Genomic DNA, 18242 nt, shown 5'->3' on the forward strand with positions numbered 1-18242 from the left:
GTACGAAAGTAGGTCTTAGTGATCCGGTGGTTCTGTATGGAAGGGCCATCGCTCAACGGATAAAAGGTACTCCGGGGATAACAGGCTGATACCGCCCAAGAGTTCATATCGACGGCGGTGTTTGGCACCTCGATGTCGGCTCATCACATCCTGGGGCTGAAGCCGGTCCCAAGGGTATGGCTGTTCGCCATTTAAAGTGGTACGCGAGCTGGGTTTAGAACGTCGTGAGACAGTTCGGTCCCTATCTGCCGTGGACGTTTGAGATTTGAGAGGGGCTGCTCCTAGTACGAGAGGACCGGAGTGGACGAACCTCTGGTGTTCCGGTTGTCACGCCAGTGGCATTGCCGGGTAGCTATGTTCGGAAGAGATAACCGCTGAAAGCATCTAAGCGGGAAACTTGCCTCAAGATGAGATCTCACTGGGATCTTGAATCCCCTGAAGGGCCGTCGAAGACTACGACGTTGATAGGTGGGGTGTGTAAGCGCTGTGAGGCGTTGAGCTAACCCATACTAATTGCCCGTGAGGCTTGACCATATAACACCCAAACAATCTGCGGATTGTGGGTGCGGATGGTGAAGTCGACAGACCGAAAATTGGCCTGAACTTGCAAACCAGACTGTCACATACCTGATTCGGGGTCGCGCCAGCGGCGAGACCCCAACCGAATTGCTTGACGATCATAGAGCGTTGGAACCACCTGATCCCATCCCGAACTCAGTAGTGAAACGACGCATCGCCGATGGTAGTGTGGAGCTTCTCCATGTGAGAGTAGGTCATCGTCAAGCTCCTATCCCAAACCCCCGATACGCCCAGGCGTGTCGGGGGTTTGTCTTTGGGCGCGGGAAAAACCGTTCGGGTTGAATCATCCAATCAAGATGTGCGGTTGCTGATTGCGCAGCGCGATTCAGTGTCCACTTTCTATGCAATTGTGATGTGCATCGATATGATGCCTGCCTTATTCTGAGCTGGATCCCGCAAATGCTGACTCTTTTAAAGCTACTGCAGGATGGCCGCTTCCACTCCGGGCAGTCTCTAGGGGCTGCGTTAGGGGTCAGCAGAAGTGCTGTCTGGAAGCAGTTGCAGCAACTTGAGGCAGAGTTAAACCTGCCAATCTACAAGGTTCGTGGCCGTGGCTATCGGCTGAAGCGCCCGCTGAGCTTGTTGGACCAGGAATCGCTTAACAGGGGTGACTGCACTTGGCCTTCTGTGGTCCTTGATTCAATTGACTCCACCAATGCGGAGGTTATGCGGCGAATCAGTGCAGGGTGTATACCTCCTTTTGCTGTCGCCGCTGAGCGCCAGACTGCTGGGCGGGGTCGTCGGGGTAGGCATTGGGTAAGCCCGTATGCTGAGAATCTGTATTACAGTCTCGCCTTGCGCATAGATGGGGGAGCTCGCCAGTTGGAGGGCTTGAGCCTCGTCATTGGCCTCGCGGTGCTAGCCACCTTGCGCTCTTTCGGCGTCACAGGGGTTGGACTGAAGTGGCCAAATGATCTGCTGGTAAAAAATCGAAAGATCGCGGGCATACTGCTGGAGCTAGTTGGGGACCCGGCCGATATCTGCAATGTAATAGTTGGCATTGGCATCAACGTGAACATGCTCGTTGCTAACGAAGACATCGGCCAGCCCTGGACTTCCATGGCCGCGGAGGTGCCCGGTCTGGTAGATAGGACGGCTCTTGCTGTACGCCTCGGTCAGTATCTGGGTGACTACTTGGTTCGTCATAAGAAGGAAGGTTTCCCTGCGCTTCGTGCGGAGTGGGAGGCCGGCCACCTTTGGCAGGGGGCTAGGGTCAACCTGATCGCCGGTGCGCAAACAATAACGGGCATTGTGTTGGGCATCGATTCAACCGGTGCTTTGCGACTCAGTGTCTGCGGCGAAGAGCGAGCCTACAGTGGTGGAGAGCTCTCCTTGAGGTTGAGTGATGATTCTTGAGCTTGACTGCGGAAACAGTTTTATCAAGTGGCGCGTCATTGATGGGGCTCAGGCTGTCACGGTCATCGGGGGAGTGGTCGGCTCTGATTCAGAGCTGGTTTCAGCACTTCTGGCAATACCAGCGTCTTCGCTCACGCATTGCCGGCTGGTAAGCGTGCGTAGTGATGACGAGACCCTTGCTCTGACCAGGCGTCTGGATGAACTGTTTGGAATTGAATCTGTCTGTGCCAGGCCTGCCTTGGAGATGGCTGGGGTTCGGAATGGTTATGTTGAGTACCAACGGCTTGGCCTCGACCGTTGGCTGGCTGTTCTCGGTGCATTTCATTTAGCGAATAAACCTTGCCTGGTCCTTGACCTTGGGACGGCGGTGACCTCGGATCTTGTTACCGCTGATGGCGAGCACTTGGGTGGATTCATCTGCCCAGGCATGCCGCTGATGCGTAATCAGTTGCGTACGCATACTCGTCGTATTCGCTATGACGACGAGGCGGCGAGTCGGGCGCTTGATGAAATGGCGCCCGGTCGCACCACTGTAGAGGCAGTGGAGCGAGGTTGCTTGTTGATGCTTCGGGGATTCGTGCTCGCACAGATGGAGTTAGCCAAAGAGTATTTGGGTGATGATTTCGAGGTGTTTCTCACTGGGGGGGATGCGCTCCTGGTCCGTGATGTGCTGCCAGGGGCCAGGGTATTGCCTGATCTGGTGTTCGTTGGGCTTGCAATAGCCTGTCCATTGGCCTGAGGTCGGTTATGCGTTGGCTGTTCTTGTTGTTTCTTGTGCTCAATCTCTTCTATTACGTTTGGCACCAGCAGCAGGCGCCCCTGCGACCCAAGGAGGTTGAGTCGCTGGCGCTGTACAAGGGGGGGCAGCGGGATATTCGCTTACTGAGCGAGTCGGGTGCTGCTCAGCCAAGAAGGAATCGGTCTGCGGCAGAGGCGGAAATCCCTACTTGCCTATTCCTGGGTGGTTTTGAGCGCCCAGAGCAAGCGCGCGAACTTGAGCAGCGGATAGTCAGTCTGGATGTCAGGGCGAGTGTGCAGCCTGTGGACGCTACGGCGGGGACTGATTACTGGGTGTATTTAACTCCGCTGGCTTCGCGTGAGGCATCCCTTCGTCAGCTGAAGGAGCTTCAGGCGCGGAAGATCGACAGTTACATCATCACCCAGGGCGATTTGGTGAATGGGATATCGCTAGGGATATTTCCACGAACCGATTCCGCGGAGAGTGTAATGCAGAGGATGAGGGATGCTGGCTATGAGCCTTTCATGCGCGAGTTGTCTCGTGCGCACCGGGATTATTGGGTGCGAATAGCCCCTGAAAGCCGCCGCTTGGTCGATGACATGCTGCTTGAGCGGCTGGCGGCGGATTTTTCTGGTTTAAAACATCAACTTATGTCGTGCGAAGGTGTTGCATCTCCTCGTTAGCTTGAATAGAATGGCGCCCGCTTCACAAGGAGGTCTAAGTGACTGAATTGCGAAGTTGCTGTTCAACGAAGCTAACCTCAAGATTTTAATGAGAAAAAGCTTGACAGCAGGGTGGCATGAGATGAGAATGCCGCCTCCCGTTGGAGGGGTTCCCGAGCGGCCAAAGGGATCAGACTGTAAATCTGACGTCATAGACTTCGAAGGTTCGAATCCTTCCCCCTCCACCAGATTTAGCGTGAGCTGCAGGCTCCGCGGGTATAGTTCAGTGGTAGAACCTCAGCCTTCCAAGCTGATGATGCGGGTTCGATTCCCGCTACCCGCTCCAAGTTTGTTGTTCGTGCGATGTGTTTTGCTCATGTAGCTCAGCTGGTAGAGCACACCCTTGGTAAGGGTGAGGTCAGCGGTTCAAATCCGCTCATGAGCTCCATCTAAACAAAGGCAGATATGAAAATATCTGCCTTTGTTTTAATGGCGGCGTGACTCGCTCAATTCTTTGATGGGAGACGTTCTCGATGGCTAAAGAAAAGTTCGAACGTAACAAACCGCACGTCAACGTTGGCACCATTGGTCACGTTGACCATGGCAAGACCACTCTGACTGCTGCTCTGACCAAGGTCTGCTCCGAAACTTGGGGTGGTTCCGCTCGTGCGTTCGACCAGATCGACAACGCGCCGGAAGAGAAAGCTCGCGGTATCACCATCAACACCTCCCACGTTGAGTACGATTCCGCTGTTCGCCACTACGCTCACGTTGACTGCCCTGGTCACGCTGACTATGTGAAGAATATGATTACCGGTGCTGCCCAGATGGACGGCGCGATCCTGGTTTGCTCCGCTGCTGACGGCCCCATGCCGCAGACTCGCGAGCACATCCTGTTGTCCCGTCAGGTAGGTGTTCCTTACATTGTCGTGTTCCTGAACAAGGCCGACATGGTTGACGATGCCGAGCTCCTGGAGCTGGTCGAAATGGAAGTTCGCGATCTGCTGAACACCTACGACTTCCCGGGCGACGACACTCCGATCATCGTGGGTTCCGCGCTGATGGCGCTGGAAGGCAAGGATGACAACGAAATCGGCGTTAGCGCTGTTCGTAAGCTGGTAGAGACTCTGGACGCCTACATCCCTGAGCCGGTCCGTGCTATCGACCAGCCGTTCCTGATGCCGATCGAAGACGTGTTCTCCATCTCCGGCCGCGGTACCGTGGTGACCGGTCGTGTTGAGCGCGGCATCGTCAAGGTGGGCGAGGAAATCGAAATCGTCGGTATCCGTCCGACCACCAAGACCACCTGCACCGGTGTTGAAATGTTCCGTAAGCTGCTCGACGAAGGTCGTGCTGGCGAGAACATCGGCGCCCTGCTGCGCGGCACCAAGCGTGACGACGTAGAGCGTGGTCAAGTTCTGGCCAAGCCGGGCACCATCAAGCCGCACACCAAGTTCGAGTGCGAAGTGTACGTGCTGTCCAAGGAAGAAGGCGGTCGCCACACTCCGTTCTTCAAGGGCTACCGTCCGCAGTTCTACTTCCGTACCACTGACGTGACCGGTAACTGCGAACTGCCGGAAGGCGTAGAGATGGTAATGCCGGGCGACAACATCAAAATGGTTGTCACCCTGATCGCCCCGATCGCCATGGAAGATGGTCTGCGCTTCGCGATCCGCGAAGGCGGTCGTACCGTTGGTGCTGGCGTTGTCGCTAAGATCTTCGAATAATAGTTGATCTTAGTCTGTTGGGCCGGCATAATGGTCGGCCTGACTTTGTTACAGGCCAGTAGCTCAATTGGCAGAGCGGCGGTCTCCAAAACCGCAGGTTGGGGGTTCGATTCCCTCCTGGCCTGCCAGATTCCAAATCGAGAATCTGGCACTTCTCTCACAGGATCCTAGCTGATGAATGCCAAGGCTGAAGCCAAAGAAGCACGCTTCGACGTTCTGAAGTGGGTCGTTGTAGTGGCACTTGTCGCTGTCGGTGTGGTTGGCAATCAGTACTTCTCTGCTGAGCCGATCCTGTACCGAGTTCTTGCTTTGCTTGCTCTTGCCGGTGCGGCTGCTTTTGTTGCGCTGCAGACCGTGAAGGGGCAGGCTTTCTTCGTTCTCGCGAAGGAAGCTCGTGCGGAGATTCGCAAGGTTGTATGGCCGACCCGTCAGGAAACCACTCAGACCACTCTTATCGTTGTGGCTGTGGTGCTGGTAATGGCGCTGCTGTTGTGGGGGCTTGATTCCCTGCTCGGCTGGCTTGTTTCGTTGATTGTTGGTTAATAGGTGCGCCGTGGCTAAGCGTTGGTATGTTGTGCATGCTTACTCGGGCTATGAGAAGCATGTCATGCGCTCGCTGATCGAGCGCGTCAAGCTGGCTGGCATGGAAGACGAGTTTGGCGAGATTCTGGTTCCCACCGAAGAAGTGGTGGAGATGCGGAACGGTCAGAAGCGCAAAAGTGAGCGCAAGTTCTTCCCCGGTTACGTGTTGGTTCAGATGGAGATGAACGAGGCGACTTGGCACTTGATCAAGGACACACCTCGCGTCATGGGTTTCATTGGCGGTACTGCCGACAAGCCTGCGCCCATTACTGAGAAGGAGGCCGAGGCCATTCTTCGTCGCGTTGCGGATAGCGGTGATAAGCCGAAGCCCAAGACGCTGTTTGAGCCAGGTGAAACCGTTCGCGTCATTGATGGGCCGTTTGCTGATTTCAATGGCGTTGTCGAAGAAGTTAACTACGAAAAGAGTCGCATCCAAGTTGCTGTGCTCATTTTCGGTCGCTCCACTCCTGTGGAGCTGGAGTTCAGTCAGGTCGAGAAGGCTTAACTGAAAAGGCATCCCAACCCCGCAGCCATAGGTTGCGGGGTTTTGTCGTCACTGGGATAAACGCGAAAGCAATCGGGGAGCCTTCGGGCGCTAGAACCCGTAACTGGAGTAGCAAATGGCTAAGAAGATTCAAGCTTATATCAAGCTGCAAGTTAAGGCCGGTCAGGCCAACCCGTCGCCGCCCGTCGGTCCTGCGCTGGGTCAGCATGGCGTAAACATCATGGAATTCTGCAAGGCGTTCAACGCCAGGACTCAAGGCCTTGAGCTGGGTCTGCCGACTCCTGTGATCATCACTGTTTACAGCGACCGCAGCTTCACTTTCGAGACCAAGAGCACGCCGGCTTCCGTGCTGCTGAAAAAAGCGGCCGGTATCGCCAGTGGCTCCCCCCGTCCGAACACCCAGAAGGTAGGCACTGTTACTCGTGCTCAGCTGGAAGAGATCGCCAAAGCCAAGAAGGCTGATCTGACTGCGGCTGACCTGGATGCGGCTGTGCGTAGCATTGCTGGGTCCGCTCGTAGCATGGGCCTGAACGTGGAGGGTGTGTAATGGCTAAGTTGACCAAGCGCCAAAAGGCAATCGCTGAGAAAGTCGAAGCTGGCAAGCAGTACGATTTCGAAGATGCCGCCAAACTGCTGGCTGAACTGGCTACCTCCAAGTTCAAAGAGTCTGTTGATGTATCCATCAACCTGGGCGTTGATCCGCGTAAGTCCGACCAGGTCGTGCGTGGCGCCACCGTTCTGCCGAACGGCACTGGCAAGAGCGTTCGTGTTGCTGTCTTCACCCAGGGTCCTGCTGCTGAAGCTGCGCTGGCTGCGGGCGCTGAGAAGGTCGGTATGGATGAACTGGCTGCTGAGATGAAGGCGGGAGACCTGAACTATGACGTAGTTATCGCTTCTCCGGATGCGATGCGCGTAGTCGGTCAGCTGGGTCAGATTCTGGGTCCGCGTGGTCTGATGCCGAACCCGAAAGTCGGTACCGTGACTCCGGACGTCGCTACTGCCGTGAAGAATGCCAAGGCTGGTCAGGTGCGTTTCCGTACTGACAAGAATGGCATCATTCACGCCTCGGTCGGTAAGGTCGACTTCGAGCCTGTCAAGCTGAAGCAGAACGTAGAAGCTCTGCTCGCTGACCTGAAGCGCCTGAAGCCGTCCACTTCCAAGGGCGTCTACCTGAAGCGTGTGACCCTGAGCACCACTATGGGGCCGGGTCTGCAGATCGATCAGGCTTCCCTGGAAGGCTAAGGAATAAAGGCGCGGCGGTTCGCTCGTCGCGCCAGGTATTGGGGTCCCTGCCTGGCGGGGGCTATCCAAGACCGTAGGCGGCGCAAGCCTTAAACCTGGGAGACGCGTCTCTCAGCCTACGCAGATGGTGCTCCCGATTCGTTTGCCGAATCAGACACCAAAACGCCGTCCGGCTTCGGCTGGGCGAAACGGTAAAAACCAGGAGTAAACCCGTGGCAATTAAACTCGAAGACAAGAAGGCCATCGTCGCTGAAGTCAACGAGGCTGCCAAAGCTGGCCTGTCCGCTGTCGTGGCTGATGCCCGTGGTGTGACCGTAGCCGCTATGACCGGACTCCGTAAAGAGGCCCGCGAAGCAGGTGTGTACGTGAAAGTCGTGCGTAACACCCTGGCTCGCCGCGCCGTTGCAGGCACTCAGTTCGAAGTGCTCAACGACGTGTTCAAAGGCCCGACCCTGATTGCGTTCTCCAACGAGCATCCGGGCGCTGCTGCCCGTATCTTCAAGGAATTCGCCAAGGGTCAGGATAAGTTCGAGATCAAGGCCGCTGCATTCGAGGGCCAGTTCCTCGCAGCCAATCAGATCGACGTACTGGCGACCCTGCCGACCTACAACGAAGCCGTTGCACAGCTGATGAGCGTTATTCAAGGCGCTACCAGCAAGCTGGCTCGTACTCTGGCGGCTATTCGCGACCAGAAAGAAGGCGCCGCAGCCTGATTCAGGCCGCATAGTCCCTTTCAAGCTCATTTGTTTAATTTGACGGCCGCGAAGGCTGTCCCCCAATACAGGAATTAGAGTCATGGCTCTGACCAACGAAGACATCATCAACGCCGTTTCCGAAATGTCCGTCATGCAGATCGTTGAACTGATCAAGGCGATGGAAGAGAAGTTCGGTGTTACTGCCGCTGCTGCCGTTGCCGCTGGCCCGGCTGCTGCCGCTGCTGTTGTTGAAGAACAAACAGAGTTCAACATCATCCTGACCGAAGCCGGTGAGAAGAAAGTGAACGTGATCAAGGTCGTTCGCGAGCTGACCGGTCTGGGTCTGAAAGAAGCCAAGGCAGTTGTTGACGGCGCCCCGGGCGTGGTCAAGGAAGGCGCTTCGAAAGAAGAAGCCGAAGCTGCCAAGAAGGCTCTGGAAGAAGCTGGCGCCAAAGTCGAGCTCAAGTAAGCGACGACTTTGCGTCTACAGCCTCGGCGCTCTGCGCAAGGCTGACGGCTGGTGGCTTATGCCACCGGCCTTTTTCCGTTCCAGGTGGTTGCCTGTAGGCCCCACCTCGAGCGTGACCCGACCTCCACTGGGAGGCGGAGCAAACCAAGGGGTTTGCAAGATTTTCTGGCTACTCCCGTCGGAGGGGCCAAACAAGCAGGTGACCAAGCTGGGGAACGCTGATGGCTTACTCATACACTGAGAAAAAACGTATCCGCAAAGACTTTAGCAAGTTGCCGGACGTCATGGATGTACCCTACCTCCTGGCCATCCAGCTGGATTCGTATCGCGAATTCCTGCAGGCGGGAGTCAGCAAAGAGCAGTTCCGTGACATCGGCCTGCACGCGGCCTTCAAGTCTGTTTTCCCGATTATCAGCTATTCCGGTAACGCCGCTCTGGAATACGTCGGTTATCGCCTGGGCGAGCCAGCATTTGATGTCAAGGAATGCGTGCTGCGCGGTGTGACCTTTGCAGTCCCGCTGCGCGTAAAAGTCCGTCTGATCATTTTCGACAAAGAGTCGTCGAACAAAGCGATCAAGGACATCAAGGAGCAGGAAGTCTATATGGGGGAAATCCCCCTGATGACGGAGAACGGTACCTTCATCATCAACGGTACCGAGCGCGTCATCGTGTCCCAGCTGCACCGTTCGCCAGGTGTGTTCTTCGACCACGACCGTGGCAAGACCCACAGCTCGGGCAAGCTGCTGTACTCCGCTCGTATCATTCCTTACCGCGGCTCTTGGCTGGACTTCGAGTTCGATCCGAAGGACTGCGTGTTCGTGCGTATCGACCGTCGCCGCAAGCTGCCGGCCACCGTCCTGCTGCGCGCCCTGAACTACACCACCGAGGAAGTGCTGAACGCCTTCTACGCCACCAACGTGTTCCACGTGAAGGGCGAAGGTCTGCACCTCGAGCTGGTTCCGCAGCGTCTGCGCGGTGAAATCGCCGTATTCGACATCAAGGATCCGAGCGGCAAGGTGATCGTCGAGCAGGGCCGTCGTATTACCGCGCGCCACATCAACCAGCTCGAGAAAGCCGGCATCAAGGAACTGGAAGTTCCGATGGATTACGTGCTTGGCCGTACCTCTGCCAAGGCTATCGTGCATCCGGCCACCGGCGAGATCATCGTTGAGTGCAACACCGAGCTGACCACCGACCTGTTGGTGAAGATCGCCAAGGCGCAGGTCGTCCGCATTGAGACGCTTTACACCAACGACATCGACTGCGGTCCTTTCATCTCCGACACCCTGAAGATCGACTCCACTGGCAACCAGCTGGAAGCCCTGGTCGAAATCTACCGCATGATGCGCCCGGGTGAGCCGCCGACCAAGGAGGCTGCCGAAACCCTGTTCAACAACCTGTTCTTCAGCGCCGAGCGGTACGACCTGTCCGCCGTTGGCCGCATGAAGTTCAATCGTCGTATCGGTCGCACCGAGATCGAAGGTTCGGGTGTGCTGAGCAAGGAAGACATCGTCGATGTGCTCAGAACGTTGGTCGACATCCGTAACGGCAAGGGTATTGTCGACGACATCGATCATCTGGGTAACCGTCGCGTCCGTTGCGTCGGCGAAATGGCAGAGAACCAGTTCCGCGTTGGCCTGGTGCGCGTCGAGCGTGCGGTCAAAGAGCGCCTGTCTATGGCCGAAAGCGAAGGGCTGATGCCTCAGGACCTGATCAATGCCAAGCCGGTGGCCGCCGCGATCAAGGAATTCTTCGGCTCCAGCCAGCTGTCCCAGTTCATGGACCAGAACAACCCGCTCTCCGAGATCACCCACAAGCGCCGCGTTTCCGCACTCGGCCCAGGTGGTTTGACTCGTGAGCGTGCAGGCTTCGAGGTTCGTGACGTACACCCGACCCATTACGGTCGCGTGTGCCCGATCGAGACGCCGGAAGGCCCGAACATCGGTCTGATCAACTCCCTGGCGACTTACGCCCGCACCAACCAGTACGGCTTCCTCGAGAGCCCGTACCGCGTAGTCAAGGAAGGCCAGGTTACCGACGAGATCGTGTTCCTTTCCGCTATCGAAGAGGCTGACCACGTCATCGCTCAGGCCTCCGCTACCCTCAACGAGCAGGGTCAGCTGGTGGACGAACTGGTGGCTGTGCGTCACCTGAACGAATTCACTGTCAAGGCGCCGGAAGACGTGACCCTGATGGACGTTTCGCCGAAGCAGGTCGTTTCCGTCGCTGCCTCGCTGATCCCGTTCCTCGAGCACGACGACGCCAACCGCGCACTCATGGGTTCGAACATGCAGCGTCAGGCCGTGCCGACCCTGCGTGCCGATAAGCCCCTGGTCGGTACCGGTATGGAGCGCAACGTAGCACGTGACTCCGGCGTCTGTGTCGTGGCTCGTCGCGGTGGTGTAATCGACTCGGTCGATGCCAGTCGTATTGTGGTTCGCGTCAATGACGACGAAGTCGAGACTGGCGAAGCCGGTGTCGACATCTACAACCTGACTAAATACACCCGTTCCAACCAGAATACCTGCATCAATCAGCGCCCGCTGGTACGCAAAGGTGACGTGGTTGCTCGTGCCGACATCCTGGCCGATGGTCCGTCCACTGACATGGGCGAGCTGGCTCTGGGTCAGAACATGCGCGTCGCGTTCATGCCCTGGAACGGATTCAACTTCGAAGACTCCATCTGCCTCTCCGAGCGTGTGGTCCAGGAAGACCGCTTCACCACGATCCACATCCAGGAATTGACCTGTGTGGCTCGTGATACCAAGCTTGGCCCAGAAGAAATCACCGCGGACATCCCGAACGTTGGTGAAGCCGCGCTGAACAAACTGGACGAAGCGGGTATCGTCTATGTGGGTGCTGAAGTTCAGGCGGGCGACATCCTGGTCGGTAAAGTCACTCCGAAAGGCGAGACCCAGCTGACTCCGGAAGAGAAACTGCTGCGTGCGATCTTCGGTGAGAAGGCGTCCGACGTTAAGGACACCTCCCTGCGCGTACCGACCGGCACCAAGGGTACCGTTATCGACGTGCAGGTCTTCACCCGTGACGGCGTCGAGCGCGACTCCCGTGCACTGGCTATCGAGAAGATGCAGCTCGACGAGATCCGCAAGGATCTGAACGAAGAGTTCCGCATCGTCGAAGGCGCCACCTTCGAGCGTCTGCGTTCTGCCCTGGTCGGCCAGGTAGCAGAGGGTGGTGCTGGCGTGAAGAAAGGTACCGAGATCACCGACGAGTACCTCGACGGTCTCGAGCGCGGCCAGTGGTTCAAGCTGCGTATGGCTGAAGACGCTCTGAACGAGCAGCTGGAGAAGGCACAGGCTTACCTGTCTGACCGTCGCCAGATGCTTGACGACAAGTTCGAAGACAAGAAGCGCAAGCTGCAGCAGGGTGATGACCTGGCTCCGGGCGTGCTGAAGATCGTCAAGGTCTACCTGGCCATCAAGCGCCGCATCCAACCAGGCGACAAGATGGCGGGCCGTCACGGTAACAAGGGTGTGGTCTCTGTGATCATGCCGGTCGAAGACATGCCCCACGATGCCAATGGCACCCCGGTCGACATCGTCCTCAACCCGCTGGGCGTACCGTCGCGTATGAACGTCGGTCAGATCCTGGAAACCCACCTGGGCCTTGCGGCCAAGGGACTGGGTGAAAAGATCAACCGCATGCTCGAAGAGCAGCGCAAGATCGCCGAACTGCGTGAGTTCCTGCATGAGATCTACAACGAGATCGGTGGTCGTCAGGAGAGCCTGAACGAACTGAGCGATCAGGAGATCCTTGACCTGGCAGCGAACCTGCGCGGCGGCGTTCCGATGGCGACACCGGTGTTCGACGGTGCCAAGGAAAGCGAGATCAAGGCCATGCTGAAGCTCGCCGACCTGCCAGAAAGCGGTCAGATGCGTTTGACTGACGGCCGTACCGGTAACCAGTTCGAGCGTCCGACCACTGTCGGCTACATGTACATGCTCAAGCTGAACCACCTGGTCGACGACAAGATGCACGCTCGTTCTACCGGCTCCTACAGCCTGGTTACCCAGCAGCCGCTGGGTGGTAAGGCGCAGTTCGGTGGCCAGCGTTTCGGGGAGATGGAGGTCTGGGCGCTGGAAGCTTACGGCGCCGCCTACACCCTGCAGGAAATGCTGACCGTGAAGTCGGACGACGTGAACGGCCGGACCAAGATGTACAAGAACATCGTGGACGGCGATCACCGTATGGAGGCCGGCATGCCCGAATCCTTCAACGTGTTGATCAAAGAGATCCGCTCGCTCGGCATCGACATCGAACTGGAAACCGAATAACACGCGACGCCCAAAACGCTACGGCTGGTCAAGGCCGGTCGTAGCGGGTCCGTGAGGAGGAAAGGCCTTGAAAGACTTGCTGAATCTGTTGAAAAACCAGGGTCAAATCGAAGAGTTCGATGCCATCCGTATTGGTCTGGCCTCGCCCGAGATGATCCGTTCCTGGTCCTTCGGTGAAGTGAAGAAGCCGGAGACCATCAACTACCGTACCTTCAAGCCGGAGCGCGATGGCCTGTTCTGCGCCAAGATCTTCGGCCCGGTGAAGGATTATGAGTGCCTGTGCGGTAAGTACAAGCGCCTCAAGCACCGCGGCGTAATCTGTGAGAAGTGCGGCGTGGAAGTCGCTCTTGCCAAGGTGCGCCGCGAGCGTATGGGCCATATCGAGCTGGCTTCGCCAGTCGCCCACATCTGGTTCCTGAAGTCCCTGCCGTCCCGTATCGGCCTGCTGCTCGACATGACCCTGCGTGACATCGAGCGCGTGCTCTATTTCGAGAGCTACGTGGTGATCGATCCGGGCATGACCACCTTGGAAAAAGGTCAGTTGCTGAACGATGAGCAGTACTTCGAAGCTCTCGAAGAGTTCGGTGATGACTTCGACGCGCGCATGGGCGCCGAAGCTGTTCGCGAGCTGCTCAACGCTATTGATCTGGAGCACGAGATCGGTCGTCTGCGTGAAGAGATTCCGCAGACCAACTCGGAAACCAAGATCAAGAAGCTGTCCAAGCGCTTGAAGCTGATGGAAGCTTTCAAGGACTCCGGCAACCATCCCGAGTGGATGGTGCTGACTGTCCTGCCGGTGCTGCCGCCGGACCTGCGTCCGCTGGTTCCGCTGGATGGTGGCCGCTTCGCGACCTCCGATTTGAACGATCTGTACCGTCGCGTGATCAACCGTAACAACCGTCTGAAGCGCCTGCTTGATCTGGCCGCTCCGGACATCATCGTGCGCAACGAAAAGCGCATGCTGCAGGAAGCGGTCGACGCACTGCTGGACAACGGCCGTCGTGGTCGCGCCATCACCGGCTCGAACAAGCGCCCGCTGAAGTCCCTGGCAGACATGATCAAGGGTAAGCAAGGTCGCTTCCGTCAGAACCTGCTCGGTAAGCGTGTGGACTACTCCGGTCGTTCGGTAATTACCGTGGGCCCGACCCTGCGTCTGCACCAGTGCGGTTTGCCGAAGAAAATGGCCCTCGAGCTGTTCAAGCCGTTCATTTTCGGCAAGCTCGAAGCGCGTGGCATGGCCACCACCATCAAGGCTGCCAAGAAGATGGTCGAGCGCGAACTGCCCGAGGTCTGGGACGTTCTCGCCGAAGTCATCCGTGAACATCCGGTCCTGCTGAACCGTGCACCGACCCTGCACCGCCTGGGTATCCAGGCGTTCGAGCCCGTGCTGATCGAAGGCAAGGCGATCCAGCTGCACCCGCTGGTTTGTGCGGCGTACAACGCCGACTTCGACGGTGACCAGATGGCAGTCCACGTCCCGCTGACCCTCGAGGCCCAGCTGGAAGCGCGCGCGCTGATGATGTCCACCAACAACATCCTGTCCCCCGCCAACGGCGAACCGATCATCGTGCCGTCGCAGGACGTGGTACTGGGTCTGTACTACATGACGCGTGAGGCGATCAATGCCAAGGGCGAAGGTCGCGTATTCGCCGACCTGCAGGAAGTTGACCGCGTATTCCGCGCTGGTGAAGCCTCTCTGCACGCTCGCGTCAAAGTGCGTATCAAGGAAACCGTCAACGAAAAGGACGGCAGCGTCACCAAGAACACCCGCATCGTCGACACCACTGTCGGTCGTGCGCTGCTGTTCCAGGTAGTCCCGGCCGGCCTGTCGTTCGACGTGGTCAACCAGCCGATGAAGAAAAAGGCGATCTCCAGGCTGATCAACCAGTGCTACCGCGTGGTTGGCTTGAAAGACACCGTCATCTTCGCTGACCAGCTGATGTACACCGGTTTCGCCTATTCCACCATCTCCGGCGTCTCGATCGGCGTTAACGACTTCGTCATCCCGGATGAGAAGGCGCGCATCATTGACGCGGCGACTGAGGAAGTGAAGGAAATCGAGACCCAGTACGCCTCCGGCCTGGTAACCCAGGGCGAGAAGTACAACAAGGTGATCGACCTCTGGTCCAAGGCTAACGACGAAGTGTCCAAGGCGATGATGTCCAATCTCTCCAAAGAGAAGGTCATCGACCGCGAAGGCAAGGAGGTCGACCAGGAGTCATTCAACTCCATGTACATGATGGCTGACTCTGGTGCGCGGGGTTCCGCGGCCCAGATCCGTCAGCTCGCCGGTATGCGTGGCCTGATGGCCAAGCCGGACGGCTCCATCATCGAAACCCCCATCACCGCGAACTTCCGTGAAGGCCTGAACGTACTCCAGTACTTCATCTCCACTCACGGTGCTCGTAAAGGTTTGGCGGACACCGCACTGAAGACCGCGAACTCCGGTTACCTGACCCGCCGTCTCGTCGACGTCGCGCAGGACCTGGTAGTGACTGAGATCGACTGCGGCACCGAGCATGGCCTGCTGATGACTCCGCACATCGAAGGCGGCGACGTAGTCGAACCGCTGGGCGAGCGGGTACTGGGTCGTGTGATTGCCAAGGATGTGTTCAAACCAGGTAGCGACGATGGCGAAGTCATCGTTCCGGCTGGCACCCTGGTTGACGAGCAGTGGGTTGAATTCATCGAGCGCATGAGCGTCGACGAAGTGGTGGTGCGTTCTCCGATCACCTGCGAGACCCGCTACGGTATCTGCGCCAAGTGCTACGGCCGCGATCTGGCTCGTGGTCACCGGGTGAACATCGGTGAAGCGGTCGGCGTTATCGCTGCCCAGTCCATTGGTGAGCCGGGTACCCAGCTGACCATGCGTACGTTCCACATCGGCGGTGCGGCGAGCCGGACCTCTGCGGCTGATAATGTCCAGGTCAAGAACGGCGGGACAATCCGCCTGCACAACCTGAAGCACGTCGAGCGTGCCGACGGTGCCCTGGTGGCCGTATCCCGTTCCGGCGAGCTTGCAGTTGCAGATGACTTCGGTCGCGAGCGCGAGCGTTACAAGCTGCCGTACGGTGCCGTGATTTCCGTCAAGGAAGGTGACAAGGTCGACCCGGGTGCCATCGTCGCCAAGTGGGACCCGCACACCCACCCGATCGTGACCGAGATGAAGGGTACCGTTACCTTCGTCGGCATGGAGGAGGGCATCACCATCAAGCGCCAGACCGACGAACTCACCGGTCTGACCAACATCGAGGTTCTGGATCCGAAGGATCGTCCGGCAGCAGGCAAGGACATTCGTCCGGCTGTGAAGCTGGTCGACACCAACGGCAAGGAGCTGCTCCTGCCGGGGACCGACGTTCCCGCCCAGTACTTCCTGCCCGCAAACGCCCTTGTTGGTGTGGCCGACGGTGCCCAGGTGGGCGTGGGTGACGTAATCGCCCGTATCCCGCAGGAAACCTCGAAGACCCGCGACATTACCGGTGGTCTGCCGCGCGTTGCGGACCTGTTCGAAGCGCGTCGTCCGAAAGAGCCGTCGATCCTGGCGGAAATCAGCGGCACGATCTCCTTCGGCAAGGAAACCAAGGGCAAGCGTCGTCTGGTCATCACCCCGACCGACGGCAGCGATCCGTACGAAGAGCTGATTCCGAAGTGGCGCCACCTGAACGTCTTCGAAGGCGAGCAGGTAAACCGCGGCGAAGTTATCTCCGATGGCCCGAGCAACCCGCACGACATCCTGCGTTTGCTGGGCGTCAGCGCGCTGGCCAAGTACATCGTCAACGAGATCCAGGACGTGTACCGCCTGCAAGGCGTGAAGATCAACGACAAGCACATCGAGACCATCCTGCGTCAGATGCTGCGCAAGGTCGAGATCGCCGAGTCCGGCGACTCCAGCTTCATCAAGGGCGACCAGATGGAGCTGACCCAGGTGCTGGAAGAGAACGAGCGCCTGTCGGCCGACGATCGCTTCATCGCCAAGTACGAGCGTGTTCTGCTGGGTATCACCAAGGCCTCGCTGTCGACTGAGTCGTTCATCTCCGCGGCCTCCTTCCAGGAAACCACGCGCGTCCTCACCGAGGCAGCGGTTACCGGCAAGCGCGATTATCTGCGCGGCCTGAAGGAGAACGTTGTTGTGGGTCGCCTGATTCCGGCCGGTACCGGTCTGGCTTACCACAGTGAGCGCAAGCGTCAGCGCGAAGCTGGAAAGCCGGTTCGCGTAAGCGCTAGTGAAGTGGAAGCAGCGCTGACCGAAGCGCTGAACTCCAGCGGCAACTAAGTGTGAAACCCCCGGCGGCCTCGGCTGTCGGGGGCTTTGCCTTGACTGGGGACTTGAGTCTCTTTAGACTCATGCACCCCTAAATTTGGCAGGGCATATTGCCCTGTCATTTTGCTTTCTTTGTAAGGCAATAGCGTCGAAAGACAACAGTGGAGCTTATAGATGGCAACTATCAACCAGCTGGTGCGTAAGCCGCGCAAGCGTATCGTCGACAAGTCCGACGTACCTGCGCTGCAAAACTGCCCGCAGCGTCGCGGCGTTTGCACCCGCGTTTACACCACCACGCCGAAGAAGCCGAACTCTGCACTCCGTAAGGTTTGCCGTGTTCGCCTGACCAACGGCTACGAAGTTACTTCGTACATCGGTGGTGAAGGTCACAACCTGCAAGAGCACAGCGTAGTGCTGATCCGTGGCGGTCGTGTAAAGGACCTTCCGGGTGTGCGTTATCACACCGTGCGCGGTTCGCTGGATACCACCGGCGTTAAAGATCGTAAGCAGGGTCGTTCCAAGTACGGTACCAAGCGTCCGAAGTAATTCGTGCGTAAACAGATTTTCTATTCATTGAGTCGATAAGAGTAAGGTCGGGCGCAACCTGCGGGTTTGGTCCCGGGCTAACCTGAAGACCGTTTGAGGGCTTATCAATGCCAAGACGTCGTGTAGCAGCCAAGCGTGAAATCCTGGACGATCCGAAATACGGAAGCCTGATTCTCGCCAAATTCATGAACCACGTGATGGAAAGCGGCAAGAAGGCCGTAGCCGAGCGCATCGTTTATGGTGCTCTGGATACTGTCAAAGCACGCAAGAACAGCGATCCCCTGGAAATCTTCGAGAAAGCTCTCGACGCCATCGCTCCGCTGGTCGAAGTCAAGTCCCGCCGTGTAGGCGGTGCCACTTACCAGGTTCCGGTCGAAGTTCGTCCGTCCCGTCGTAATGCTCTGGCCATGCGTTGGCTGGTTGAGTCCGCGCGCAAGCGTGGTGAGAAATCCATGGCCCTGCGTCTCGCAGGCGAGCTGCTGGATGCCTTCGATGGCAAAGGCGCTGCTGTCAAGAAGCGTGAAGACGTGCACCGCATGGCAGAGGCCAACAAGGCCTTCTCGCATTATCGCTTCTAATCTAGC

At 57.9% G+C, this 18242-nt stretch carries 14 protein-coding genes, 4 tRNA genes and 2 rRNA genes (1 of these 20 cut by a window edge); all 20 read left to right on the plus strand.

All coding sequences use genetic code 11. The features are described from left to right. Window positions 1–534, plus strand: a 23S ribosomal RNA gene (locus OXH74_RS10800); it begins 2356 nt to the left of the window's first position. Window positions 535–669: 135 nt separating this feature from the next. Continuing rightward, window positions 670–785: ribosomal RNA gene (gene rrf, locus OXH74_RS10805) — 5S ribosomal RNA — on the plus strand. A gap of 193 nt (window positions 786–978) precedes the next feature. Next, a complete protein-coding gene (birA, locus tag OXH74_RS10810) occupies window positions 979–1935 on the plus strand; it encodes a bifunctional biotin--[acetyl-CoA-carboxylase] ligase/biotin operon repressor BirA (protein WP_375741200.1) in 957 nt (318 codons plus the stop codon). Next, the gene (locus OXH74_RS10815) at window positions 1925–2674 is read left to right on the plus strand and encodes a pantothenate kinase (protein ID WP_375741201.1); all 750 of its coding nucleotides are present in this window, start codon (window positions 1925–1927) and stop codon (window positions 2672–2674) included. Before birA ends, OXH74_RS10815 begins: the two co-directional genes overlap by 11 nt. An 8-nt stretch (window positions 2675–2682) precedes the next feature. After that, window positions 2683–3357 carry an SPOR domain-containing protein gene (locus OXH74_RS10820; protein WP_375741202.1) on the plus strand — a complete coding sequence of 225 codons (675 nt, stop codon included), beginning with the start codon at window positions 2683–2685 and terminating at the stop codon, window positions 3355–3357. A 142-nt stretch (window positions 3358–3499) separates the two neighbouring features. Continuing rightward, window positions 3500–3584 (plus strand) — tRNA-Tyr (locus OXH74_RS10825). Window positions 3585–3608: 24 nt separating this feature from the next. Continuing rightward, window positions 3609–3682: transfer RNA gene (locus tag OXH74_RS10830), tRNA-Gly, on the plus strand. Window positions 3683–3708: 26 nt separating this feature from the next. Beyond that, window positions 3709–3784: transfer RNA gene (locus OXH74_RS10835), tRNA-Thr, on the plus strand. Window positions 3785–3869: 85 nt separating this feature from the next. Continuing rightward, a complete protein-coding gene (gene tuf, locus OXH74_RS10840; RefSeq protein ID WP_215377555.1) occupies window positions 3870–5063 on the plus strand; it encodes an elongation factor Tu in 1194 nt (397 codons plus the stop codon). Window positions 5064–5115: 52 nt separating this feature from the next. Beyond that, window positions 5116–5191: transfer RNA gene (locus OXH74_RS10845), tRNA-Trp, on the plus strand. A gap of 46 nt (window positions 5192–5237) precedes the next feature. Continuing rightward, complete coding sequence (secE, locus tag OXH74_RS10850; protein WP_375741203.1) at window positions 5238–5606, plus strand: preprotein translocase subunit SecE; 369 nt, start codon at window positions 5238–5240, stop codon at window positions 5604–5606. A 10-nt stretch (window positions 5607–5616) separates the two neighbouring features. Beyond that, a complete protein-coding gene (nusG, locus tag OXH74_RS10855; RefSeq protein WP_028630537.1) occupies window positions 5617–6150 on the plus strand; it encodes a transcription termination/antitermination protein NusG in 534 nt (177 codons plus the stop codon). Between the two features lie 115 nt (window positions 6151–6265). Next, window positions 6266–6697: a 50S ribosomal protein L11 gene (rplK, locus tag OXH74_RS10860; protein WP_375741204.1), complete on the plus strand. Its 432-nt coding sequence runs from the start codon at window positions 6266–6268 to the stop codon at window positions 6695–6697. After that, entirely contained in the window at window positions 6697–7392 is a 696-nt protein-coding gene (gene rplA, locus OXH74_RS10865; protein WP_375741205.1) for a 50S ribosomal protein L1, read from the plus strand. Before rplK ends, rplA begins: the two co-directional genes overlap by 1 nt. A gap of 212 nt (window positions 7393–7604) precedes the next feature. Continuing rightward, window positions 7605–8105: a 50S ribosomal protein L10 gene (rplJ, locus tag OXH74_RS10870; protein ID WP_215377565.1), complete on the plus strand. Its 501-nt coding sequence runs from the start codon at window positions 7605–7607 to the stop codon at window positions 8103–8105. A gap of 82 nt (window positions 8106–8187) precedes the next feature. Next, on the plus strand, window positions 8188–8556 hold the full coding sequence (gene rplL, locus OXH74_RS10875; protein WP_028630534.1) for a 50S ribosomal protein L7/L12: 369 nt from the start codon (window positions 8188–8190) through the stop codon (window positions 8554–8556). A gap of 221 nt (window positions 8557–8777) precedes the next feature. Then, complete coding sequence (gene rpoB / locus OXH74_RS10880; RefSeq protein ID WP_375741206.1) at window positions 8778–12851, plus strand: DNA-directed RNA polymerase subunit beta; 4074 nt, start codon at window positions 8778–8780, stop codon at window positions 12849–12851. A 67-nt stretch (window positions 12852–12918) separates the two neighbouring features. Then, complete coding sequence (gene rpoC / locus OXH74_RS10885; RefSeq protein ID WP_375741207.1) at window positions 12919–17124, plus strand: DNA-directed RNA polymerase subunit beta'; 4206 nt, start codon at window positions 12919–12921, stop codon at window positions 17122–17124. A gap of 162 nt (window positions 17125–17286) precedes the next feature. Beyond that, the gene (gene rpsL, locus OXH74_RS10890) at window positions 17287–17658 is read left to right on the plus strand and encodes a 30S ribosomal protein S12 (RefSeq protein WP_215377572.1); all 372 of its coding nucleotides are present in this window, start codon (window positions 17287–17289) and stop codon (window positions 17656–17658) included. Window positions 17659–17765: 107 nt separating this feature from the next. Beyond that, the gene (gene rpsG / locus OXH74_RS10895; RefSeq protein WP_016490528.1) at window positions 17766–18236 is read left to right on the plus strand and encodes a 30S ribosomal protein S7; all 471 of its coding nucleotides are present in this window, start codon (window positions 17766–17768) and stop codon (window positions 18234–18236) included. Window positions 18237–18242: the final 6 nt, after the last annotated feature.

The organism is Metapseudomonas boanensis, from assembly GCF_042232855.1.
Classification (GTDB): Bacteria; Pseudomonadota; Gammaproteobacteria; order Pseudomonadales; family Pseudomonadaceae; genus Metapseudomonas; species Metapseudomonas boanensis.